Raw genomic sequence first — 21,932 nt, 5'->3', positions numbered from 1 at the left:
GCATTTAGAGGACGAAATGCGAGGGGGTGTCAGGCGGAGACGAGGGCGTCGACCGCGCTGTAGAACATGCCTAGGCCGTCGTCGGAAGGGCCGGTGAGGGCGTCGATGGCGTGCTCCGGGTGCGGCATGAGCCCCACGACGCGGCCGTTCTCGCTGCGGATCCCGGCGATGTCGTTGCGCGAGCCGTTCGGGTTGCCGCCGACGTAGCGGAACACCACGCGGCCCTCACCCTCCAGCTCGTCGAGGGTGGCCTGCTCGGCGACGTAGCAGCCGTCGATGTTCTTCATCGGGATGAGGATCTCGGCACCCTTGTCGTACCGGGTGGTCCACGCGGTCTCGTTGTGCTCGACGCGCAGCCACTGGTCACGGCAGATGAAGTGCAGGCCCGCGTTGCGGATCATCGCGCCCGGCAGCAGCCCGGCCTCGCACAGGATCTGGAAGCCGTTGCAGATGCCCAGCACCGGCATGCCCTTGTGGGCGGCCTCGATCACCGACGACATCACCGGCGCGAACCGGGCGATGACGCCGGCGCGCAGGTAGTCGCCGTAGGAGAAGCCGCCGGGGACGACGACGGCGTCGACGCCCTTGAGGTCTTCGTCCGCGTGCCACAGCGGCACGGCCTCGGCGTCGGCGTAACGGACCGCGCGGGCCGCGTCACCGTCGTCGAGCGTGCCGGGGAAGGTGATGACCCCGATGCGGGCGCTCACGCGTCCACCCGCTTGATGGTCCACTGCTCGATGACGGGGTTCGCGAGGAAACCTTCGGCGATCTTTTCGAGCGTCGCGTCGTCGACGGAGTCGTCGACCTCGATCTCGAAGTGCTTGCCCTGACGGATCCCGGTGATCCCGGTGAAGCCGAGACGACCGGCCGCGCCGAGCGCGGCTTGGCCCTGCGGGTCGAGGATTTCGGGCTTGGGCATGACGTCGACGACGACTCGGGCCACGGCAGGCTGCTCCTTATTCACGCAGGTCGTGGGTACCGCCCGAGCCTACTTCACTACGGTTGCCGCATGACCTACGGGCAACCGCAGTACGCGCCGAAGAAGTCGAAGACCGGGCTCTGGATCACGCTGGCGCTGGTCTTCGTCCTGATCGCGGGTGGTGTCGCGTTCACCGGCTTCGTGACGCCGGGGTTCTTCAAGACCAAGCCCGACATCACCTCGCGCGCGACGCCGGAGCAGCTGGGCCGGTCGTTCGTGAACGGCGTCGGTGAGGGTCGTGTCAGCCAGCTCTGGTGCCCGATCCGCTCGAAGCGGTCGTACACCTTCGAGCAGATGATGGCGGTCTCCGAAGGCGCACAGCTGAGCACTCCCGCGCACCAGCGTGCGGCGCAGGAGTACTCGGCCGCGTTCACCCTCGCGGGTCAGACCATCGGGATCGCGATGATCCCCGGCGAGGGCGGCTGGTGCGTGCGCGACGCCAAGACCGGCGGCGAGCCCGAGCCGCTGCCGAGCCTCGACACGAAGCCAGCGCCCCGACCGGACGTCAAGACCGGGGAAGAAGCGGGGAACAAGTTCGTCGACGCGATCAACGCGCGCGACATCCCGGCGGCGTTGTCCGTGCTGTGCGAGAAGGTGGCGGACACGACCCGCGAAGGCGTGCAGCAGATCATCCACGGCGAAGCGAGGTACACCGTCGACAACGCCGACGTGCTGACCACCGCGAAGCAGACGATCCTGCACCTCACCGGCGAGGTCGACGGCGTCCGGAGCCCGGGCCGCATCGAGACCGAGGACGACGCCGAGGGCGGCCCCTGCGTGACCTCTTTTTCACCCGACTCCGACTGAGCTCGCACCGATCCTTCGTCTGGGGGATGCTCGGAGCGCGGCGCTGGGCCAAGATGAGCCCATTGGCGGGGCGTCAACACCGGGCGAGCAGCAGGAGGCACCGTGGCCGATCAGGACTCCTTCGACTACGTGATCGTCGGCGCGGGCAGCGCGGGATGCGTACTGGCGAACCGGCTGAGCGAGGATCCGTCGGCGCGGGTGCTCCTGCTCGAAGCGGGCGGCGAGGACGACGCCGACGAGATCCACATCCCCGCCGCGTTCCCCGGTCTGTTCAAGACCAAATGGGACTGGAACTACGAGACCGTCGAGCAGAAGCACACCGGTCAGTCGCTGTACTGGCCGCGCGGGAAGACGCTCGGCGGCTGCTCGTCGATCAACGCGATGATCTACATCCGCGGCAACCGCGCGGACTACGACGGCTGGCGTGACGGGCACGGCGCCGAGGGCTGGGGCTTCGACGACGTCCTGCCGTACTTCAAACGGGCGGAGGGGAACCAGCGGCTCGGCGGGCCTCTGCACGGTACCGACGGGCCGCTGCACGTCGAGGACCGCCGCTTCACCCACGAACTGTCCCTCGCCTGGGTCGATTCCGCCGTCGCCTGGGGCCTCAAGCGCACCGACGACTTCAACGGCGAGTCGCAGGAGGGCGCCGGCGTCTACCAGGTGACCTGCAAGAAGGGCCGCCGCTGGTCGACGGCCGACGCGTACCTGCGGCCTGCGTTGTCGCGCCCGAACCTCACCGTGCGGACCAACGCGCAAGCCACCCGCGTCGTCTTCGAAGGCACCCGCGCCGTCGGAGTGTCCTATTTGGACCGAGGGGCCGAGACGACCGTGCGCGCGTCGACCGAGGTTCTGCTGAGTGGTGGCGCGGTGAACTCGCCGCAGTTGTTGATGCTCTCCGGGGTCGGCCCGGCGGAACACCTGCGGGAGCACGGGATCGACGTCGTGGCCGCGCTGCCCGGCGTCGGCGACAACCTGCACGACCACCCGGCGTGCGGGATCATCTGGTCCACACGCGGCACCACCGACCTGGTGGACGCGGCGACGCCCGGCGGCCTGGTTCGCTACCAGCTCACCAAACGCGGCCCGCTGGCTTCGAACATCGGCGAGGCGGGTGCGTTCTTCCCCGCGGCGGACGGGGTTTCGCCGCCGGACATGCAGATCCACGTCGCGCCGACGTTGTTCTACGACAACGGGATGCGCGAGCCGACGGTGCCGGGCTTCACGTCGGCGGCGACCCTCGTGGACGTCGCGAGCCGGGGACGCCTGCGGTTGAAGTCGGGGAATCCCTTGTGGAAACCCGAAATCGATCCGGCGTACTACGCGGAGTCCGTCGACATGGAGAAGATGCTCGCCGGGATGCGCGCGCTGGTGGAGATCGGGAAGTCCGGTCCGCTGGCGCGGTATCTGGACAAGCCGTTCCTGCCGGAGCGGCACGACCTGACCGACGACGAACTGGCCGACTACGTGCGCGAGAAGACGCAGACGCTGTACCACCCGGTGGGGACCTGCTCGATGGGGACGGGCGAGAACGCCGTCGTCGATCCGGCGCTGAAGGTGCGCGGGGTGGAGGGGCTGCGGGTGGTGGACGCTTCGGTGATGCCCGTGGTGCCGCGCGGGAACACGAACGCGCCGACGATCATGGTGGCGGAGAAGGCCGCGGACCTTATTCGGGGCAAGTAGCGCCAAACGTCATGAAAGGGTCGTTCCTGACGTTTTTCGTCAGGAACGACCCTTTCATGACATATGCGGGAGAAGCGTCAGCGCTTCCCGTGCAGCACCGTGATCAGCTTCGCGACCAAAGCGTCGGTCTTTTCCTTGCGGGAGAAGGAGGTCAGCACGATCGGCGCGGTGAAACGCTGCCGCGCGACGGCCTTCGGGCGGGCGAACTCGCGCAGGCCTTCCGGGCCGTGGATCCGGCCGAAGCCCGAATCCCCGACGCCACCGAAGGGCAGCGAAGCGATACCGGCGAAGGAAAGCGGCGCGTTGATCGACGTCATGCCGGTGCGCAGCCGTCCGGCCAGTTCGAGGCCGCGCGACTTCGAGAACACCGTCGAGCCGAGGCCGTACTTCGTGTCGTTGGCCTTCTCGACGGCCTCGTCCATGTCGCGGACCTTGGCGATGGTGACGGTCGGGCCGAACGTCTCCTCCTGCACCGCCGCGGAATCCTCGGGCACGTCGACGAGCACCGTCGGCTGTACGTAGCGGTCGCCGACCGCGTCGACACCGCCGACCAGCGCCTTGCCGCCGCGTTCGATGGCGTCCGCGATGTGGCGCTTGATCACCGAAAGCTGCGAAGGCATCGTCACCGGGCCGTACTGTGCGGCCGCGTCCGAGCCGGCCCGCACGTCCTTCGACTTCTCGACGACCTTCGCGACGAACTCGTCGTGCACACGCTCGTGGACGTACACGCGCTCGACACCGATGCAGGTCTGGCCCGAGTTGGAGAACGCGCCCCAGACGGTCGCGTCCGCGGCGGCCTCGAGGTCGGCGTCCGCGTCGACCAGGACCGCGTCCTTGCCGCCTGCCTCGATGATCACCGGGGTCAGTGTCTCGGCGGCCGCGGCCATGATCTTCTTGCCCGTGCCGGTCGAACCGGTGAAGGCGATCTTGTCGACGCCGCCCGTGACGAGCGAGGCGCCCGTCTCGCCGAAGCCGGTGATCAGCTGCAGCACCGGCCACTCCGGGACGACCTCGTTGAACGCGTCGACCAGCCATTTCCCGACGCCCGGCGTGTACTCGCTCGGCTTGAAGACGACGGTGTTGCCGGCGGCGAGCGCGTAGGCGATGGAGCCGAGCGGGGTGAACACGGGGTAGTTCCACGGGCCGATCACGCCCACGACGCCGAGCGGCTGGTACTCCACCGTCGCCGCCTGGTTCGACATCATCAGCCCGGCGGCGCGGCGCTGCTTGCCGAGGATCTTGCGCGCGTGCTTGCCCGCCCAAGCGATGTGCTCGATGGCGAGGACGCTCTCCAGCTGCGCGTCGGCGATCGGCTTCCCGGTCTCGTCGCGCACAACCTGGCACAGCTGCGGCAGCCTGCGGGTGATGACGCCCTTCCAGCGGCGCAGACGTTCGGCGCGGCCGTCGTAGCCGAGCCCGGCCCACCATTCGGCGGCGTCCCTCGCGCGGGCGATCGCGGCGCGGACGTCCTCCTTGCCGTGTACCGGGTAGGTGCCGACGACCTCGTCGGTCGCCGGGCTGAGGGAATCGAAGGTCTCCCCCACGCTGTGCGCGGTCGGCTTCGGCTGGACTGCGGTCATCGACTTCTCCCGTGTCTCGGCTCAAAGCCCAGGCTACGACGTTACTGACGGCGTGCCAATAGCTCGCCTGGGGCGTGCCACCAGCATCGCACAGGAGACGAGCGCCGCAAGGACACCGAGAAGGGGGCACAGCCACACCGGCAGCACGCCGATCGCCAGCGAGCCCAGCCCGAAGCCGGACGCCTGCACGGTGAAGGCCAGCGAGAACCCCTCCGACCGGCGGCGTTCCGGCAGCAGCTTCTGCAGGTTGACCGACGAAACGGCCATCAGCGGACCGGTGCAGAGCCCGATCAGCGCGACCCCGCCGAGCAGCCCGGCCCAGCCGAAGCCCGCCGAAACGACGATCCCGCCGAGCACGAAACCGGCCAGGAACAGCCGTGGGTCACCGACCTTCCCGCGCGCCGCGTACAGCGCGCTCCCGGTGATGCTCGCGGCGCACAGCACGACGATGACGATCGCCGTCGCCGAGTCAGGGGCACCGAGACGCTGGACGAGCGGCAGCAGCCCGACTTCGATGGTCGACAACAGGAGCCCGACGGTGAACAACCCCGCCAGCCAGGGCACACAGGCGGCGACCGGGATCGCCTGCCGTTCGACCGTCCTTTGTGGATCCCGCTGGACCGTCCGTCGTGGCACGAGCAGCGCCGCGAGCAAGGCGACGACGGCCATCGCGAGGACCGGGACGGCCGGTCCGGACGTCGCCAGGAGCGCCACCAGCAGCGGTCCGCCGACGATGACGCCTTCGAGGATCATCGCGTCCACCGAAACCGCCCTCGGCAGTTCCTCTTCGGTCACCGTCCCGGCGAGCAGGGTCCGGAAACCGCCGTTCAGCCCGCCCGCGACCAGGCCCGGCGGGATCGCCAGCGCGAGCAGCGCCCAGTCCGGGGCTCCGGCGGAAGCGACCGCGGCCAGCAGGAACAGCCCGGCGGCGACCAGGGGCAGCAGGACGACGAGACCGCGTGCGGGGCCGACGCGGTCGAGCAGCCGCCCGGTCGGCACGGCGCCGACCATCTCGGCGGCGACGAAAACGGCCATCATGACCCCGCCGAGCCGGTACGAACCGGTCGTCGCGGTGGTCAGCACGGTGAAGGCCAGCGGCGCCATCGTGGCGGGCAGCCGGTTCAGCTGCACCCCCGCCGACCAGCGCCAATACCCGGAGTTACGCAACAACATCATGCCGGGGAACCTTGCCGAACGCGGTCTGGCGAGAACCACTGATTAGGACATAGCCTAATCAGATGATCGAGCTGGTCCTGACCGCCGAGAGCGCCAACCGCGTCCGCTTCGGCATCTCCCCGCTCGACGAGACCATGGGCGCGATGCAGACCCTGCTCGGACGGCGAGGGCATCCGAGCCACCTGCCGTGGCTGCGCGAGGCGGCCGCGAAACTGCCGGACCTGCCCATCGACGGCTTCGCCAAGGTGATGAGCGCGCGGCATTACATCACCGACTTCCTCAGTCCGCCGCCGAGCGGGCCGGAGACCACCGCGTCCGCCCAGCTCGCCGAGATCCGCCGGACGCCACCGGACCAGGTCGCCCATGAACTGTCCAAAGTAGACGCCGACCTGAGCGGTCTCCCCGAAGACCCGGCCGTGGCAAGGGATCTGCTGGCGGACCAGATGGAGATCGCCTGGACCGAACTGGTCGAACCACACTGGCCCCGGATGCGCCGGTTCCTCGTCGCCGACATCGAAGAACGCTCGCGACGGCTGGCCGCCGGCGGAATCGCGCTCGTGCTGGAGGACATCCACCCGCGGGTGCGGCTGGTCGACGACGTCCTGGTCATCGAGATGAAGGAACGCGGCCGCGTCCGCCTCGACCGCCGCGGGCTCCTGCTGATCCCCGGCGTCTTCGCGTGGCCTTCGGTCGGGGTGATCACGATGGTGCCGTGGCAGCCTTCGCTGCTGTATCCGGCCCGCGGCGTGGCTGAACTCTGGTCGGACCCCGAACGTCCGCCCGGCGCGCTCGCGGGAGTCCTCGGCCGGACGAAGGCCGCCCTGCTCACGACGCTCAACGAACCCGCGTCCACCACCGAACTGGCCCGGCGGCTGGGCTTCTCGGCGCCGACGGTCTCGCAGCATCTGACCGCGATGCACGCCGCGGGCCTGCTCGACACCCGGCGGCGCGGCCGCGAAGTCCGTTACCGGCGCACCGAACTTGGCGACGCCCTGATCCGGGCATAGGCTGGAATCGACCTACCGCGAAGGAGAACACCGATGCGTATTGTCCACTTTGGACACGCTTGCACGCTTCTGGAGACCGAGGGCGCGCGGATCCTGATCGACCCCGGCACCTTCTCGACGGGTTTCGAAGGCGAACGCGAACTGGACGCCATCCTGATCACCCACCAGCATTTCGACCACCTCGACCTGGACAGGCTGCCCGCGCTGCTGGAGGCCAACCCCGGCGTGAAGCTGGTCGTCGACCCGGGTTCCGCCGAAGCGGTGGGGAAGATCGGCGCCGAGTTCCAGATCGCGAACCCCGGCGATGCCTTCGAGATCGGTTCCAGCGGCATCAACGTAGTCGGTGGTGAACACGCGGTGATCCACGAGGAGATCCCGGTGATCCCGAACGTCGGCTACCTCGTCGACCACGGCGCGTTCTATCACCCCGGCGACTCGTTCTTCGTGCCGGAACAGAAGATCGACGTCCTCGGCCTGCCCACCGGCGCCCCGTGGCTCAAGGCCGGCGAGGCGGTCGACTACCTGAGTGCGGTGTCGCCGCGCCTCGCCGTCCCGATCCACGAAGCCGTCCTCGCGCGGCCGCAGATGCACTACGGCCTGTTCGCGAATCTCGCCCCGGAAGGCACCGAGGTAAAGGTGCTCGACGTCGGGGAGCCGGTGAAGCTCTAGCGGTAAGCCAGTTTCCGCACCAAGATCTCCGCCGGTCCCCGATACGCCCGCCGGTGCATCACGTACGCGACGACGACCGTCAGCAGCCACACGCCGAGCCCGCACGCGGCCGCGACGAACGTGCTGCCGCTCAGCCCCAGCATGAACGGCGGAGCCAGGATCAGCCACGCCACCGACTGGAACAGGTAGGCGCTCAGCGTGCGTTGGCCGAGCGCCGAGATCGCGGTGACCACGACGCCGCGACGTTTCCCGCCGACCGCCATGCCGATGAGCCCGAACAGGCTGATGTAACCGATCGCGCCGAACAGGCCCGCTCCCTCGTACATGAGCTTGACGAGCCCGGCGGTCTCCTCGTCGAAGCCGACGTAGTCACCGGCGAAGAGCCCCATCGGCAGCGCGCCCGCGATCGCGACCCCGAAACCCCCGAACAGACCGAAAAGGAGCAGTTTCCGATTCGGCTCCTCCAGCACGCGTTTCTTCGCGGCCCAGGCGCCCACCCAGACGAACAGGATCGACGACAGCAGGACCGCGGTGGTCATCGGCCATTCGACGAGCCGTTCCCCCACAGCGTCGCCGTACGTCGGCGCCAGTGACGACGCGTCCTCGATGGACGGAACCGGCGCGTTCCCGGAGTTCCCGGTCAGCACCAGGTACATCAGCACGGCGAGGTAGCAGACGCCGAAACCCAGGTACAGCACCGGAATCCGATAGAAGCCCTTGCCGCGCCGCAAAAGCAGCAGGGCGAACACCATGCCGACCACGCCGTACGCGCCGAGCACGTCGCCGGAGAAGAACAGCACCCCGTCGATGGCGCCGAAGACGAGCAGCCACGCGTGACGGCGGAGCAGGATGCCCCGTGTGCGCGGCCACGGCTGCCCCAGCGCCTCCTGGCGATCGGCGAACTGCACCATCCCGTAGCCGAGCATCATGCCGAACAGCGGCAGCGCGCACGCGTGGACGAGCACGAACAGCACCACGAAGTACGGCCGTTCCAGCCCTTCCGGCGTCTGATCCACGCCCGGCGTGTTGCCGAGGAAGATGCTCGCGGTATGCGCCAGCGCGACCAGCAGGAGCGCGAAACCCCTGGCCAGATCCGGTGCGAGCACACGCTCGCCCGTCGGTGTCGATGTCATGGTTCCCCCTTTAGTATCCAACGTACACTAATTAATGTCCGGCGGATACTAAAGGCGGAGGGGGGGTTTTGTCAGCTCGCTTCGACGAGAGCGGCGATGCCGTCGAGGACGACGCCGAGGCCGAAGTCGAAGTCGGAGTTCTGTTCGGAGCCGCCGAGGCCCGAGCTCAGGAAGCCCACGGCGTCGGGAAAACGCTCAGGGTCGATCAGCTCGGCGAGGCCTTTGCCGTAGGCCTGCTCAGCCTGCGCCTGGGTCAGCCCGCTGTCCTTCCGGCCCTCGGCGAGCTGGAGTGCCTGCGCGCAGGCGAGGCGGACATACCCGCCGATCAGGACCAGGATCCCGCCCTTGGTCCCCCAGTCGAGACCGGTTTCGCGCAGCGTGCGCAGGAACGCGTCCATCCAGGCGACCGCGTGCGGACCGGCGGGCGGGCCGGAAAGCGGGAGCTCGACCAGCCACGGGTGGCTCATCAGCACATCGCGGTTGGCCTCGGCCAACGTGGTCAGCTCGGCCCGCCAGTCCCCGGTGCGCTCGACCTTCGGCGGATCGCCGATGGCGAAGTCGGCCATCAGCTCCAGCAGCTCCGCCTTCGAACCGATGTGGCGGTACAACGACATCTTCGTGACGCCCAGCTCCTTCGCCACGTTCGCCAGCGTCACGTTCGCGACGCCTTCGCGATCGGCGAGGTCCACCGCCGCCGCCACGACACCGTCGATGTCGAGCACGGACGGCCTGCCGCGCGTCGGGCGTTCCGACCGGCGCCAGAGCCGCATCAGCGTCGCCGGTGCGCCTGCCTCGTCGGTCATCCCGACAATTTAACCCGCGTTCGCGAGAGCGAGCCGTACGTGGTTCCGAAAGCGCGGTTCTCCAGCGAGACGTCGACGGCGTCGAGGAACGCCTGCCGCAGTCCCGGCCGGGCGAGGTCCGCGGCGTCGATGCCGAGCCGCACCAGCCCGCCGCGGCGCGCGGCCCTGGCGGCCGCCAGCACCAGCGCGAAACACCGGACGGTCTCCGTGCGGTGCGACGGTCCGCCGAACTCCTGCACCCTGGCGCGCTGGACGTCGCCGGACACCAGGTCCCGCACCGACGCCAGATCCGCGCACAACGTGAACCCGTGCTCGCGCAGGGCCTGCAGGGTGCCTTCCGACGCGATCCAGCGCGGCGGCGCGAAGCCGTCGACGGCCATGCCGTTGGCGTCGAGCGCCGCCTTCGCCGCGATCAGGCGCAGCCTCGCCTCGTGCGCGGGCAGTGCCGCGAACTCGGCACGTTTGCCCAGGTAGACGGCGCGGTGGGTGGGCGGGATCTGATGGTCGTATCCGTGCAGGAGGACCGAGTCGCCGCGGGTGCGGCGCGTCCGGACCCACTCGGTCACGGGGCCCTCGCCGGTGCGAGCGGCGTAGAGCACGGACAACGGGACCCTGCGCCGATCGAGTTCGGCCGCGAGATCGGCGCAGCGGTGCAACGTCCGGGTGGTCACGCCGGACAGGGAAACCAGCAAACGTGCGTCCACCCCACCAGTGAGCCAGCCTCGGCTTGCGCCGGACTGACGACGGAGTGAACGCCGCAGGTCAGGCGGGCCAATCCTGCAGCGACCGGCCGGTGATGCGTTCGTACGACTCGATGTACCTCGCGCGCGTGGCGGCGACGATGTCCTCGGGCAAGGGTGGCGACCCGGGTCTGTCCCGGCGGTGCCAGCCGGACGCCGGACTGGTGAGCCAGTCCCGCAGCGGCTGCTTGTCGAACGACGGCTGCGGGCTGTCCGGCGCGTAGCCGCCCGCCGGCCAGTAGCGCGAGGAATCCGGGGTCAGGACCTCGTCGGCGAGCACGAGGTTCCCTTCCCGGTCGACGCCGAATTCGAGCTTCGTGTCCGCGAGGAGGATGCCGCGTTCGGCGGCGTACTCCGCGCCGCGGCGGTACACCGCCAGCGTCGCCTCGCGGACCTCTTCGGCCCGCTCGCGGCCGAGCTGCCCGACGACGTCGGAGAAGGCGATGTTCTCGTCGTGCGAGCCGCGGTCGGCCTTGGTCGCGGGGGTGAAGATCGGCTCGGGCAGGCGGGACGATTCGGTCAGACCGGGCGGAAGTTCGACACCGCAAACCGTGCCGCGCGCGCGATAATCGGCGAGACCGGTACCGGTGAGATAGCCGCGGGCGACGGCTTCGAACGGCAGCATCGCCAGCCGCCGCACCAGCAGCGCGCGGCCGCGGACCTCGGCGGGGATGCGGTCGTCGTCGTAGGAGACCAGATGGTTGGGGAGGACATCGGAGAGCAGGGAGAACCAGAACACGCTCATCGCGGTGAGCACCCGCCCCTTGTCCGGGATGGGCGTGTCGAAGACGACGTCGTAGGCGGAGATCCGGTCGGAGGTGACGAGCAGCAGATGCTCGTCATCGACGGCGTAGAGCTCACGGACCTTGCCGGCGGCGATCTTCGGGTATTCGAGCGTCGTCACGGCTGCACCCTAGCGATCAAGGATGATGGCTGATCATGCCGATCCACTGCGTTTCGTTCACGACCGACTACGGGCTGAGCGACGGTTTCGTGGCCGCGTGCCACGGCGTGATCGCGCGGATCGCGCCGTCCGTACGGGTGATCGACGTGAGCCACGAGATCCCTCCGCAGCAGGTCAGGACCGGCGCCGAGGTGCTCGCCCAGACCGCGCCGTATCTGCCGGAGTCCGTCCATCTCGCCGTCGTGGACCCCGGCGTCGGCACCGCCCGGCGCGGCGTCGTGGTGGTCACCGAGCGCGGAATGCTCGTCGGCCCGGACAACGGACTCCTCATTCCCGCCGCCGAAACACTCACCGGGGTGATAGCCGCGTACGAACTCGCGGCGCCGGAATACCGCCTTCCGGTGACGTCGTCGACGTTCCACGGGCGTGACGTGTTCGCCCCCGCCGCGGCGCATCTCGCGCTCGGCGTCCCGCCCGAGGAGTTCGGGCCGCGCGTCGACGACCTCGTGCGGCTGCCCGACCCGTTCGTGGCGGTGTTCCCCGGCAAGCTGGTGGCCGAGGTGCTCACGGTCGACCACTTCGGCAACGTCCAGCTGGCCGCGAGCCCCGCCGACCTCGAACTGGCCGGGCTGGCGGGCACGGTCTCCGTCAGCAGCGAACACGTCCTGGTCAAAGCGCTGGTCGGCGACACCTTCGGCACGGTGCCGCCGGGCCGGAACGTGCTCTACACCGATTCCGCGGGACGGCTCGCGGTCGCCGTGAACGGCGGCTCCGCCTCGGCGGTGCTCGGGCTCGGACCTGCCCAGGAGTGCACGATCACCTCGTCGCCGACGGACACCTGACCGGGCCCGGTCACCGCCATCTTGATCCCGAACGAGACGCCGCCCTCGGGCTCGCGGCGGTAGTCGGCGAGCGACCGGATCGGCTCGGGACCGGCCTTCTTCCCGGTCTCCTGGTCGACCATCGGCACCGTGCAGCGGATGCAGACCTTGGCGTAGCCCAGTTCGAGGCCACCGGCGGTGAGCGAACGGACGTCGTCCTCGCGATGCGGCTCGGGCCAGCCCGCGACGACGATGTTGGGCCGGAAGCGGTCCATCGGCACGGCTTCGGCGCCGCGCGACGCGATGCGCTCGTTCAGACCGTCCAAAGAGGACTCGGAGGTCAGCAGGATCGCGTGCGCGTCGGCGAAGGCCGCGGTGCCGGGGATCTCGCCGTTGGTGACGCGTTCGTGCTCCGGCGCGAGCCCGACGAGCACCGACGGCAGGCCGAGGACGTCGGAGAACCACTCGGCGGCCTCCTCGCCCTGGTGGACGCCCTTGCCCTGCCAGGTGAACGTCGCGGCGGGCTGCCTCGGCCCGTCCGTGACCGTCTCGACCAGCAGCTCCTCGACGCCGGGAGCGGCGAGACGCAGGCGGGCGCCGTCGTCGAGCACCTCGGCCCGGATCGAGGCCATCACCGGATGCTTGCGCTGGCTGCGGAACTCTCCCTCCGGGGAGACGACCATCCAGGCACGGTCGAACCTCAGCCCCGCGGGGGTGACGTCGGCCGTCGCGACCGATGTCCCCGCGCAGCCTTTGACCGGGTAATAGACCAGCTTCGCCACTCTCGACATAGCCGCAGGTTAGCGACTAAGGCGTCGTGAGTGGCGATTCGGGCCAAGGCTGCCATAGGTGCCTACTGAATGTGGGTGGCCGTTGGCCGCAGGTCCGTGAAGGCCTCCTTGCCTACCTTCAGGGTAGGGAAGGAGGCCTTCACGGCCTACACGATCGCCACCCGCGGCTCTGCGACACCACCAGACCCAGCAGTCACAGCAGATGCGCGTGATGGCCCCCTTCCCTCGGCTGAGCCGAGGGAAGGGGGCCTTCACGTACTTGGGGGAAGCGCGCTACAACACCTGAGATAGGAAGCGCTGCAGCCGCTCGCTCCGCGGAGCGTCGAAGATCGCCTCCGGAGCGCCCTGTTCGACGATCTTCCCGTCGTCCATGAACGCGACCTCGTCGGCGACGCCGCGCGCGAAACCCATCTCGTGGGTGACCACGAGCAGCGTCAGCCCGCGCTCGGCCAGCCCCGCCATCAGCGTGAGGACGCCTTTGACCAGCTCCGGGTCCAGCGCGCTGGTCGCCTCGTCGAACAGCATGACCTCGGGTTCCATGGCGAGCGCCCGCGCGATCGCGACCCGCTGCTGCTGCCCGCCCGAGAGCGCGCTCGGCCGGTACGGCGCCTTGTCGGCGAGGCCGACCTCGGCGAGGCGGGCGTGCGCGATCTCCGCCGCCTCCTCCTTGCCGAGTTTGCGCACACTGCGCAGCGGCAGGGTGATGTTGTCCAGCACGCTGCGGTGCCCGAACAGGTTGAAGTGCTGGAACACCATCCCGACGCGCTGCCGCAGCGCGTCCGGATCCGACGAGATGACGCTCTCACCGCCCAGCAGCAGGTCACCCGAGTCGGGCTCCTGGAGGCGGTTCACACAGCGCAGCAGCGTCGACTTGCCGGATCCGGACGGCCCGATGATGCAGGTCGTGCGGCCCTTCTCGACCTTGAGGTTCACGCCTTTCAGCACTTCGAGGGTGCCGAACGAGACGTGGATGTCGCGGAGTTCGACGCTGGAAGAACGGACGGCGGCGGTCATGACATCGGCACCTTTCCGGCGTTCAGGAGTTCCGTTTCGCCGCCCTCGTCGTCGACCCGGATCTTCTTGCCGGTGCGCAGCTTCTTGTCGATGTAGTTGACCAGATGCGTCAGCGGCACGGTGATCACCAGGTAGACGGCACCGGCGGCGACCAGCGGCGACAGGTTCCCGGTGTTCGCCGCGAGGTCCTGCCCGATGCGGAACAGGTCGCGCTGCTCGGCGAGGAAGCCGAGGAAGTACACCAGGCTGGAGTCCTTGACCAGCGCGATGAACTGGTTCACCAGCGCGGGCAGCACGCGCCGCACACCCTGCGGGATGACGACGAGCGTCATCGCCTTGGTGTAGCTCATGCCCAGCGCGCGGCTGGCCTCCATCTGTCCTTTTTCGACACTCTGGATACCGGCGCGGAAGATCTCGCCGATGTAGGCGGCCGCGATCAGGCTCAGCGCCAGAATGCCCAGCGGGTAAGGATTCCGCGACAGCGACGGGATGAGGATCCCGCCGCCCTGCCCGATCACCAGGATGGTCAGGATCGCGGGCAGGCCGCGGAAGATGTCGGTGTACACCCGGGCGGGCCAGCGCAGCCACGCCTTGCTGGACAGGCCCATCGTGGCCAGCAGCATGCCGAGCACGGTGCCGATCAGTGCCGAGAACACCGACAGGATCAGCGTGTTCAGCAGGCCGGTCCCGAGGAGGTCGGGGAAGACCTCCCAGATGTACTCCCAGTTCAGGAAGGTGTTGAGGAAATCGTCCACTTACTTCTGCCCGGCCTTGAACTCCGCGGGCACCGGCGCGTTCGGTTCGAACCGCTGGTGCACCCTTTCCCAGGTCCCGTCGGCGATGACCGCCTTGAGCCCGGCGTTGATCTTGCCGGCCAATTCGGTGTTGCCCTTCTTGACCGCGAAACCGTGCGGGATCGTCGTGGTGATCGCCTTGACCACCTTGAGTTTCGCGTCCGGGTTCTTCGCCGCGTAGTCCTCGGCGGTCGCCTGGTCGAAGATCGCGCCGTCGATCGCACCCGACTTCAGCGCGGTGAGCGCGGCGGCGTCCTGCGGGAACTTCACCGCCTGCGCGGTGGGCGCGTTGGCCGTCAGCCAGCTGTCCGAAACCGTGCCCTGGACGACGCCGATCCGCTTGCCCGCCAAGGAGTTCTCGTCGGTGATCGCGACGCCCTCGCGGGTCTCGATGCCGAGCGACTGGTAGTTGTACGGCGCCGAGAAGTCGACGGTCTTGCGGCGTTCGTCGGTCTGCGAGATCCCCGAGCTGCCGATGTCGAACTTGCCGGTGGCGACCTGGCCGAGCAGCGCCGAGAACTCCGTGGAGACGAACTCGAGTTTCAGGTTCTGGTGCGCGGCGATGGCCTTCAGCAGCTCGTTGTCGAACCCGGTGAACACGCCGTTTTCCTGATAGGCGTTGGGTTTCGAGTCGCTGAGGGTGCCGACGCGCAAGGTCTTCGCGCCGGCGTCTTCACCGCCGCCGCACGCCGCCAGCACCGCCACGAGGACGGCACCGACAGCGGCGGCGAGTGACTTCTTCATCGTGATCCTCACGCCTTGAACTGGGCCGGGACCGGGGCCGTCGGCAGGAACTTCTCGTGCAGCTTGACCCAGGTGCCGTCGGCGATGACCTGCTTGAGGCCGTCGTTGATCTTGGTGAGCAGTTCGCTGTTGCCCTTCTTCACCGCGAAGCCGTGGGGCACGTCGGTGGTGAAGGACTTCACAACCTTGAGCTTCGCGTCGGTGCTCTCCTTGACGTTCGTCTCGGCGATCGCCTGGTCGAGGATGTAGGCGTCGACGGCGCCGCTCTTGAGCGCGGCCAGCGCCGGGGCGTACCCCGGGAAGCGCACGGCCTGCGCGTCGGGCACCGTCGAGGTGAGCCACTTGTCGCCGACGGTCGCCTGGATGACCGCGACCCGCTTGCCGGACAGGCCCTTCTCGTCGGTGATCGGCGAGCCGTCCTTGGTCTGGATGCTCATGACCTCGAAGTTGTACGGGCTGGAGAAGTCGACGTTCTTCTTGCGCTCGTCGGTCTGCGCGATGGCCGAGCTGCCGATGTCGAACTGGTTGTTCGCGACCTGGCCGAGCAGCGAGGAGAAGTCGGTCGACGCGAACTCGAGCTTCAGGTTCTGCTTGGCGGCGATGGCCTTCAGCAGCTCGTTGTCGAAGCCGGTGTAGTTGCCGTTCTCGACGTAGATGTTCGGCGGCGCGTCGCTCAGCGTCCCGACGCGCAGGGTCTTCTCGGTGGCGGATTCGCCACCACCGCAGGCGGCGAGCACGGCGACGAGGCCGGCGGCCAGCGTGGCGAGCAAGGTTTTCTTCATGATTTTCAGACCCCCGGGTTCTGCACGGGCAGGCCGGGGCCGCCCTGTTCGAGTTCCTTCGGCAGCGGCTCGGTTTTGAAGAACTGAGCGTGCAGGCGGGCGACGGTGCCGTCCGCCACGGCCTTCGCGAGGCCGTCGTTGATCTTCTTCAGCAGTTCCTTGTTGTCCTTGCGGACGGCGAACGCGGACGGCGTGTCCTTGGTCTCGACGGTGTAGCCGAACTCCAGCTGCAGGTCCGGGTTCTGGTCGATGTACTTCTGCCCGATGTCCTTCGGCACGACCCAGCCGTCGAGGCTTCCGCCCTTCAGCTGCGCGAAACCGGCGTTGTAGTCGGGGAAGCGGACGACGTTGGCGCCGGGCACCTTGCCGCTGGCGAAATCGTCCTGCACCGACGCCTGCACGACGCCGAGCCGCTTGCCGTTGAAGGCGCCGACGTCCTTGAGACCCGCGCCCTTCTTGGTGATGATCGAGGTGAACCCGGTGCTGTAGCCGTTGCTGAACGCGACAGTCTTCTTACGGGCCTCGGTGGTGGAGATCGTGGAGCTGCCGATGTCGAACTTGTTGGTGGCGACGGCGGCGAGCAGCCCGGCGAACTCGGTGCCGACGAACTCGACCTCGAAGCCCTCGCGCTTCGCGATGTCGCGCAGCAGTTCGTTGTCGTAGCCGGTGAAGGTGCCGTTCTCCAGGTAGATGGACGGCGGCGCGTCGGTCAGGGTGCCGACCCGCAGCTTCTGGGCGCTCGCACCCGCGTCACCGGAGCCGCAGGCGGCGAGGGCGAGGGTGGCCGCTCCGGCCGTGACGACGGCGACGATTTTCGACAGCGTGGATCTCATCGCTTCTTCCGTGGGTTCGGCGCGCAAGGCGCGATACAAGCACGCCAGGCCGCCTCATGGGCGGCCTGGCGCTCCGGGTTCAGCGATCGAGATTAGGCATTTCGCCCGATCGAGTAACTTCGTCTCACTCTGTGAACGCCCCGTGGTGGGGCTGCTCACAGGTCAGAGGATCGGGGCCGGCGAGTAGTTCGCCGCCTCCGGGAAACGCTCCAGGATGGCCTCGACGCGGGACGCGATCGCGGCCACCTGGCGGGGCGCGACACCGGTGAACGAGATGCGGTCGGCGAGGAGTTTGTCCAGCTCACCGCGGTCGAGCGGGATGCGCTCGTCGGCGGCGAGCCGGTCGAGAAGGTCGTTCTCGGCCAGGCCCTGCTCCCGCATCGCGAGCGCGACGCCGACGGCGTTCTCCTTGATCGCCTCGTGAGCGGTTTCACGCCCGACCCCCGCGCGGACCGAGGCCATGAGCACCTTGGTGGTCGCGAGGAACGGCAGATAGCGATCGAGCTCACGTCCGATGACCGCCGGGAAGGCGCCGAACTCGGCCAGCACCGTGAGGAAGGTCTCCAGCAGACCGTCGAGCGCGAAGAACGCGTCGGGCAGCGCGACCCGGCGGACGACGGAGTCGGACACGTCGCCTTCGTTCCACTGGTCGCCGGCGAGCTCACCGATCATCGACAGGTAACCGCGCAGCACCACGGCGAGCCCGTTGACCCGCTCGCAGGAACGCGTGTTCATCTTGTGCGGCATGGCCGACGAGCCGACCTGGCCGGGTTTGAAGCCCTCGGTGACCAGCTCGTGGCCCGCCATCAGCCGGATCGTCTTCGCCAGGCTCGACGGCGCGGCCGCCAGCTGGACGACGGTGGACAGCACGTCGAAGTCGAGCGAACGCGGGTACACCTGGCCGACGCTGGTGAACACGTTCTCGAAGCCGAGGTGGGCCGCGACCCGCGACTCCAGTTCGTCCAAAGTGGACTCGTCACCGAGCAGGTCGAGCATGTCCTGCGCGGTGCCGACCGGGCCCTTGATCCCGCGCAGCGGGTAGCGGCCGATGAGGTTTTCGAGCCGGTCGAAGGCGACCAGCAGTTCGTCGGCGGCGGTGGCGAACCGCTTGCCCAAGGTCGTCGCCTGCGCGGCGACGTTGTGCGAACGACCGGCCATCACCGTGTCGGCGTGCTCGACCGCGATCGCGGTGAGCCGGGCCAGCACGGCGCCGACGCGGCCGCGCACCAGCTCCAGCGACCGCAGCACCTGCAGCTGCTCGACGTTCTCGGTGAGGTCCCGCGACGTCATGCCCTTGTGGACGTGCTCGTGCCCGGCGAGCGCGTTGAACTCCTCGATGCGGGCCTTCACGTCGTGCCGGGTGACGCGCTCACGTGCGGCGATCGAGTCGAGGTCGACCTGCTCCAGGACGCGTTCGTAGTCGGCGACGACACCGTCCGGCACCTCGACGCCGAGGTCGGCCTGCGCGCGGAGCACGGCGAGCCAGAGCTCGCGCTCCAGCACGACCTTGCGTTCCGGGGACCAGAGTTCGACCAGCTCAGGCGAGGCGTAGCGGCCGGCGAGCACGTTGGGGATGCGGGGCTTGTCCGTCACGCGGCCAGACTAACCCGCCCCGCGTTTCGTCCTCTGAATGCGGTGGTTCGCGACGCCAACTACCGCATTCAGAGGACGAAACGCGGGAGTTTCAGGCGAGGGCCGCCTGGAGCATGCGCGCGGCGGCGGCCCGGGGCTCCGGGTCGACCTCGATGAGCGCGTTGACCACGGCACCGTCGACCAGGGCGACGAGCCGCTCCAGCTCGGTGGCGTCCACAGGAGTGCCGGAGCGCGCGAAGATCTCGTGGAGCAGCTCGTACAGCTGCGCGGACAGCGTCCGCATCAGGGGCCGAAGGTACGGACGGCGCCCTGTCCCGACGAGGCGTTCGTAGCGCAGAAGGACCGCTTCGGCGTCGGCCTCGCGATCCGGGCGGAGCGGGCCGAGGAGCATGTCCAGCACCAGGTCGACGGTGGCCTCGACGCCGCGGTTGCGGGTCGCCAGCTCGTCGAGACGCTGCCGCCCGTCCTCCAGTTCCACCTTCGCGTGATGCTCCACCGCGGCGGTGACGAGCTCTTCCAGCGAATCGAAGTAGTACGTCGTCGAAGCGAGCGGAAGACCGGCCCGCTCGGCGACCGCACGATGCCGCACGGCGTCGAAACCGCCCTCGGCCAGGAGCGACGAGGCGGCCTCGATCAGCTCGGCACGGCGTCGCTCACCCTTCGGTGTGGTCGCTGCGGCGGTCATGGCGGGCTATTTTGCCAGCTCGGTCAGTAGCGGGCGGCGAGCACGCCGACCAGCCTGTCGACGTCGGACTCGGGAAGGGCCGGCCTGCCCGAACCGTCGCCGAGGCTCACCACGACCACGAGGGACCCCTTGGGGGTGGTCCGCCGCGCCTCGGCGGCGCCGGTGGGCATCACCGGGACGGACGAACCCGCCGGGTAGACCGCCGCGGAGACCGTGCCGCCCGGCACCTGGAACCCCGCGGACCTGGCTCCCGTCGTACAGATGTCGCCGGGCGTCGACTTGGCGACATCCACGGGGACCGGGAGCTCGCCAGCGAGGGCGGTGGCGAGCTCCCGGTCCACCTGGTCGCACCCGTAGGTGCCTTCGGCCACCAATGGGCCGGTCTTCTCTACTCCGCCGCCCCCCTGCTGAGGCGGCGGGTTCGAGAAGTTCGAGGACTCCCCGTCCTGAGGACGTGCGGACGCCGCCGCGGGTTGCCCCGCGGACGCCGCTTCCTGATCGGATTTGGCCGCGGTCCCCAGTTCGAAGTCGGTTCCGCCGAGCACGCCGAACATGCCCACTCCGGCCAGCACCAAAACCACCGCACTACAGGCCACCGCGATACCGTTTCGGCGTCGGGCGGTGGCGCGTTTCGAGGCGCGGACCACGTCGGCGGTGTCGAAGGTCGGCGACGGCGCGTCGCCGGGGGCGTCACGGAACAACGCCTTCAGGTCATTCTCGTCCATCCCGTGCCACCTCCTCCTTCTCCATGACCTGCCTGAGGTTCGCCAGCCCGCGCGCGGTCTGGCTCTTGACGTTCCCTTCGCTGCAGCCCAGCGCCTTGGCCGCGGCACCGACGTCCAGCCCTTCGAAGAACCTGAGCACCAGCACGGCACGCTGCTTCGGGGGCACTTCGCGCAACGCGGCCAGCAGGTCTTCCCTGGTGACGACCTGTTCGCCGAGGTCGAAGCCGTCCTGCGGCGGTTCGGGCAACTCTTCGGTCTGCCACTCCCGCCGCCACGGCCGCCTCGACTCGTCGATGACCGCCCTGACCAGCGTCTTCCGCACGTAGGCGTCGGTCGCCGCCCGTTCTCTGATCTTCTTCCACCTCCGGTGCAGCGCGACGAACGCCGTCTGCGCGAGATCGTCCGCACGATGCCAGTCACCGCAGAGCATGTACGCGGTCCTGCGCACGGAGTCCCGCTTCGCGGCGAAGTACTCCGCGAACTCTTGTTCGTCGCGCTGGTTCACGCGGTTTTTGTCTCCGCTCTTGCCTCGTCGGTGGGTAGGACGGAACCGGGGGCGTCCACGGTTGCATGAGCGGGCGTGGCGGACCAGCCGGGGAGGAGATTCATGGCGGGCCCGTCGATGTGATGTGATCGTACCGTGACCTCGCGCTCTCTCCCGCTGATCGATTTCCGCTCCGACACCGTCACCCGTCCCGACGACGTCATGCGCCAGGCAATGGCGAAGGCCGAGGTCGGCGACAACGTCCTCGACGGCGATCCGACCGTCGCCGCGCTGGAACAGCGCGCCGCGAAACTCCTCGGCATGCCCGCCGCGCTCTGGACCCCGTCCGGGACCATGGCGAACCTGATCGCGTTGAGCATCCATCTCCAGCGTGGCGACCGGTTCCTCGCGCCGCGCGGCTCGCACGTCATCACCGACGAGCTCGGTTCCGCCGCGTGGCTCGCGGGCGGCATGCCGGAGCCGCTGGAGCACGACGCCGGGCCCGGGCGGCCGACGCCGGAGACGCTTTCGGCCGCGATCGGCGTCCCGCGCGGGCCGTACTACGCGCTGCGCACCCCGCTGTTGTGCCTGGAGAACACGCACAACACGGCGGGCGGCGCGGTCACCCCGCCCGACGAGCACGCGCAGCTGGTGGCGATCGCGAAGGAGGCCGGGCTGACCGTGCACCTCGACGGCGCCCGCATCTGGCACGCGTCGGTCGCGCTGGAGGTTCCGCCCGCGGCCCTCACGGTCGGCGTCGACACCGTGTCCGCCTGTTTCTCCAAGGGCCTCGGCGCCCCCGCCGGCTCGGTGGTGGCCGGCAGCGAGGAGTTCGTCGAGAAGGCACGGCGGATGCGCCAGATGCTCGGCGGCGGCGTCCGCCAGGCCGGCGTGCTGGCCGCGGCCTGCATGGTCGCGCTGGACCGCATCGGCGACCTCGCCGAGACCCACGAGAACGCGACCCGGCTCGCTGCCGGGTTCGCCGAGCTCGGCTGGGAGGTCAACGCTCCCGAGACCAACATCGTGCAGGTCACCGCACCGGACCTGGAAGGACGGCTGGCCTGGCTGGCCGGGCTCGGGATCCTGACGCTGCCGAGCTCGGGCCGGATCCGCTTCGTGGCGCACCGCGACCTTTCCGCGGCGGACATCGAAGAAACCCTTCAACGCGTCAAGACCGGGGGCTGA

At 69.2% G+C, this 21,932-nt stretch carries 24 protein-coding genes; 6 read left to right on the top strand and 18 right to left on the bottom strand.

Annotated features, from left to right (window positions below):
• Nucleotides 1–29: 29 nt before the first annotated feature.
• Nucleotides 30–707, bottom strand: coding sequence for a phosphoribosylformylglycinamidine synthase subunit PurQ (purQ, locus tag DMC64_RS08050; RefSeq protein ID WP_037334697.1), 678 nt, complete (start codon nucleotides 705–707; stop codon nucleotides 30–32).
• Nucleotides 704–943: a phosphoribosylformylglycinamidine synthase subunit PurS gene (purS, locus tag DMC64_RS08045; protein WP_005152565.1), complete on the bottom strand. Its 240-nt coding sequence runs from the start codon at nucleotides 941–943 to the stop codon at nucleotides 704–706. Before purS ends, purQ begins: the two co-directional genes overlap by 4 nt.
• A 66-nt stretch (nucleotides 944–1,009) precedes the next feature.
• On the opposite strand from purS, the gene DMC64_RS08040 reads away from it, so the two are divergent.
• Nucleotides 1,010–1,786, top strand: a complete 777-nt coding sequence (locus DMC64_RS08040) for a hypothetical protein (RefSeq protein WP_125733070.1) — start codon at nucleotides 1,010–1,012, stop codon at nucleotides 1,784–1,786.
• 102 nt (nucleotides 1,787–1,888) lie between these two features.
• A complete protein-coding gene (locus DMC64_RS08035) occupies nucleotides 1,889–3,469 on the top strand; it encodes a GMC family oxidoreductase (RefSeq protein WP_125733069.1) in 1,581 nt (526 codons plus the stop codon).
• 77 nt (nucleotides 3,470–3,546) lie between these two features.
• Here the strand turns inward: DMC64_RS08035 and DMC64_RS08030 are convergent, their stop codons facing one another.
• Together DMC64_RS08030 and DMC64_RS08025 are read right to left on the bottom strand one after the other, a co-directional pair.
• Entirely contained in the window at nucleotides 3,547–5,049 is a 1,503-nt protein-coding gene (locus DMC64_RS08030; RefSeq protein WP_125733068.1) for an aldehyde dehydrogenase family protein, read from the bottom strand.
• Nucleotides 5,050–5,082: 33 nt separating this feature from the next.
• Nucleotides 5,083–6,225: an MFS transporter gene (locus tag DMC64_RS08025; RefSeq protein WP_199754936.1), complete on the bottom strand. Its 1,143-nt coding sequence runs from the start codon at nucleotides 6,223–6,225 to the stop codon at nucleotides 5,083–5,085.
• A gap of 62 nt (nucleotides 6,226–6,287) precedes the next feature.
• Here DMC64_RS08025 and DMC64_RS08020 point away from each other — a divergent pair, with 62 nt between their 5' ends.
• Complete coding sequence (locus tag DMC64_RS08020) at nucleotides 6,288–7,232, top strand: DUF5937 family protein (RefSeq protein WP_125733067.1); 945 nt, start codon at nucleotides 6,288–6,290, stop codon at nucleotides 7,230–7,232.
• Nucleotides 7,233–7,265: 33 nt separating this feature from the next.
• Nucleotides 7,266–7,901 carry an MBL fold metallo-hydrolase gene (locus DMC64_RS08015; protein ID WP_125733066.1) on the top strand — a complete coding sequence of 212 codons (636 nt, stop codon included), beginning with the start codon at nucleotides 7,266–7,268 and terminating at the stop codon, nucleotides 7,899–7,901.
• Here DMC64_RS08015 and DMC64_RS08010 read toward each other — a convergent pair.
• From DMC64_RS08010 to DMC64_RS07995, 4 genes are all read right to left on the bottom strand, one after another.
• Complete coding sequence (locus DMC64_RS08010) at nucleotides 7,898–9,034, bottom strand: DUF418 domain-containing protein (protein ID WP_125733065.1); 1,137 nt, start codon at nucleotides 9,032–9,034, stop codon at nucleotides 7,898–7,900. The genes DMC64_RS08015 and DMC64_RS08010 overlap by 4 nt on opposite strands.
• Before the next feature lie 71 nt (nucleotides 9,035–9,105).
• Nucleotides 9,106–9,837, bottom strand: a complete 732-nt coding sequence (locus DMC64_RS08005) for a TetR/AcrR family transcriptional regulator (protein ID WP_125733064.1) — start codon at nucleotides 9,835–9,837, stop codon at nucleotides 9,106–9,108.
• Nucleotides 9,834–10,541 carry a DUF2334 domain-containing protein gene (locus DMC64_RS08000; protein WP_228694807.1) on the bottom strand — a complete coding sequence of 236 codons (708 nt, stop codon included), beginning with the start codon at nucleotides 10,539–10,541 and terminating at the stop codon, nucleotides 9,834–9,836. Before DMC64_RS08000 ends, DMC64_RS08005 begins: the two co-directional genes overlap by 4 nt.
• 58 nt (nucleotides 10,542–10,599) lie before the next feature.
• On the bottom strand, nucleotides 10,600–11,481 hold the full coding sequence (locus tag DMC64_RS07995) for a phosphoribosylaminoimidazolesuccinocarboxamide synthase (protein WP_125733063.1): 882 nt from the start codon (nucleotides 11,479–11,481) through the stop codon (nucleotides 10,600–10,602).
• A 35-nt stretch (nucleotides 11,482–11,516) separates the two neighbouring features.
• Here DMC64_RS07995 and DMC64_RS07990 point away from each other — a divergent pair, with 35 nt between their 5' ends.
• The gene (locus DMC64_RS07990) at nucleotides 11,517–12,323 is read left to right on the top strand and encodes an S-adenosyl-l-methionine hydroxide adenosyltransferase family protein (RefSeq protein WP_125733062.1); all 807 of its coding nucleotides are present in this window, start codon (nucleotides 11,517–11,519) and stop codon (nucleotides 12,321–12,323) included.
• Here DMC64_RS07990 and DMC64_RS07985 read toward each other — a convergent pair.
• The 10 genes from DMC64_RS07985 to DMC64_RS07940 all read right to left on the bottom strand — a co-directional run bounded on the left by DMC64_RS07985 (nucleotide 12,206) and on the right by DMC64_RS07940 (nucleotide 20,768).
• On the bottom strand, nucleotides 12,206–13,093 hold the full coding sequence (locus DMC64_RS07985; protein ID WP_199754935.1) for an MOSC domain-containing protein: 888 nt from the start codon (nucleotides 13,091–13,093) through the stop codon (nucleotides 12,206–12,208). The genes DMC64_RS07990 and DMC64_RS07985 overlap by 118 nt on opposite strands.
• A gap of 273 nt (nucleotides 13,094–13,366) precedes the next feature.
• Nucleotides 13,367–14,107 carry an amino acid ABC transporter ATP-binding protein gene (locus DMC64_RS07980; RefSeq protein WP_037334665.1) on the bottom strand — a complete coding sequence of 247 codons (741 nt, stop codon included), beginning with the start codon at nucleotides 14,105–14,107 and terminating at the stop codon, nucleotides 13,367–13,369.
• Complete coding sequence (locus DMC64_RS07975) at nucleotides 14,104–14,862, bottom strand: amino acid ABC transporter permease (protein WP_037334661.1); 759 nt, start codon at nucleotides 14,860–14,862, stop codon at nucleotides 14,104–14,106. Before DMC64_RS07975 ends, DMC64_RS07980 begins: the two co-directional genes overlap by 4 nt.
• Complete coding sequence (locus DMC64_RS07970) at nucleotides 14,863–15,645, bottom strand: ABC transporter substrate-binding protein (RefSeq protein ID WP_125733061.1); 783 nt, start codon at nucleotides 15,643–15,645, stop codon at nucleotides 14,863–14,865.
• Between the two features lie 8 nt (nucleotides 15,646–15,653).
• Complete coding sequence (locus DMC64_RS07965; protein WP_125733060.1) at nucleotides 15,654–16,427, bottom strand: ABC transporter substrate-binding protein; 774 nt, start codon at nucleotides 16,425–16,427, stop codon at nucleotides 15,654–15,656.
• A gap of 5 nt (nucleotides 16,428–16,432) precedes the next feature.
• On the bottom strand, nucleotides 16,433–17,260 hold the full coding sequence (locus DMC64_RS07960) for an ABC transporter substrate-binding protein (RefSeq protein ID WP_081975717.1): 828 nt from the start codon (nucleotides 17,258–17,260) through the stop codon (nucleotides 16,433–16,435).
• A 162-nt stretch (nucleotides 17,261–17,422) separates the two neighbouring features.
• On the bottom strand, nucleotides 17,423–18,853 hold the full coding sequence (purB, locus tag DMC64_RS07955; protein WP_063271957.1) for an adenylosuccinate lyase: 1,431 nt from the start codon (nucleotides 18,851–18,853) through the stop codon (nucleotides 17,423–17,425).
• Between the two features lie 91 nt (nucleotides 18,854–18,944).
• Nucleotides 18,945–19,538, bottom strand: coding sequence for a TetR/AcrR family transcriptional regulator (locus DMC64_RS07950; protein WP_037334651.1), 594 nt, complete (start codon nucleotides 19,536–19,538; stop codon nucleotides 18,945–18,947).
• A gap of 23 nt (nucleotides 19,539–19,561) precedes the next feature.
• On the bottom strand, nucleotides 19,562–20,263 hold the full coding sequence (locus DMC64_RS07945; RefSeq protein ID WP_125733059.1) for a hypothetical protein: 702 nt from the start codon (nucleotides 20,261–20,263) through the stop codon (nucleotides 19,562–19,564).
• The gene (locus tag DMC64_RS07940) at nucleotides 20,250–20,768 is read right to left on the bottom strand and encodes a SigE family RNA polymerase sigma factor (protein ID WP_125733058.1); all 519 of its coding nucleotides are present in this window, start codon (nucleotides 20,766–20,768) and stop codon (nucleotides 20,250–20,252) included. The genes DMC64_RS07945 and DMC64_RS07940 overlap by 14 nt, the downstream gene beginning before the upstream one ends.
• Before the next feature lie 135 nt (nucleotides 20,769–20,903).
• Here DMC64_RS07940 and DMC64_RS07935 point away from each other — a divergent pair, with 135 nt between their 5' ends.
• Nucleotides 20,904–21,932 (top strand): low specificity L-threonine aldolase, encoded by a 1,029-nt coding sequence (locus DMC64_RS07935; RefSeq protein WP_125733057.1) that lies wholly within the window; start codon nucleotides 20,904–20,906, stop codon nucleotides 21,930–21,932.

Origin of the sequence: Amycolatopsis sp. WAC 04197, assembly GCF_003947475.1 — a bacterium.
In the GTDB taxonomy this organism is placed as follows: Bacteria; Actinomycetota; Actinomycetes; order Mycobacteriales; family Pseudonocardiaceae; genus Amycolatopsis; species Amycolatopsis japonica.
The sequence above is the reverse complement of the archived record's forward strand: the minus strand, read 5'-3'. Positions and strand labels throughout refer to the sequence as shown.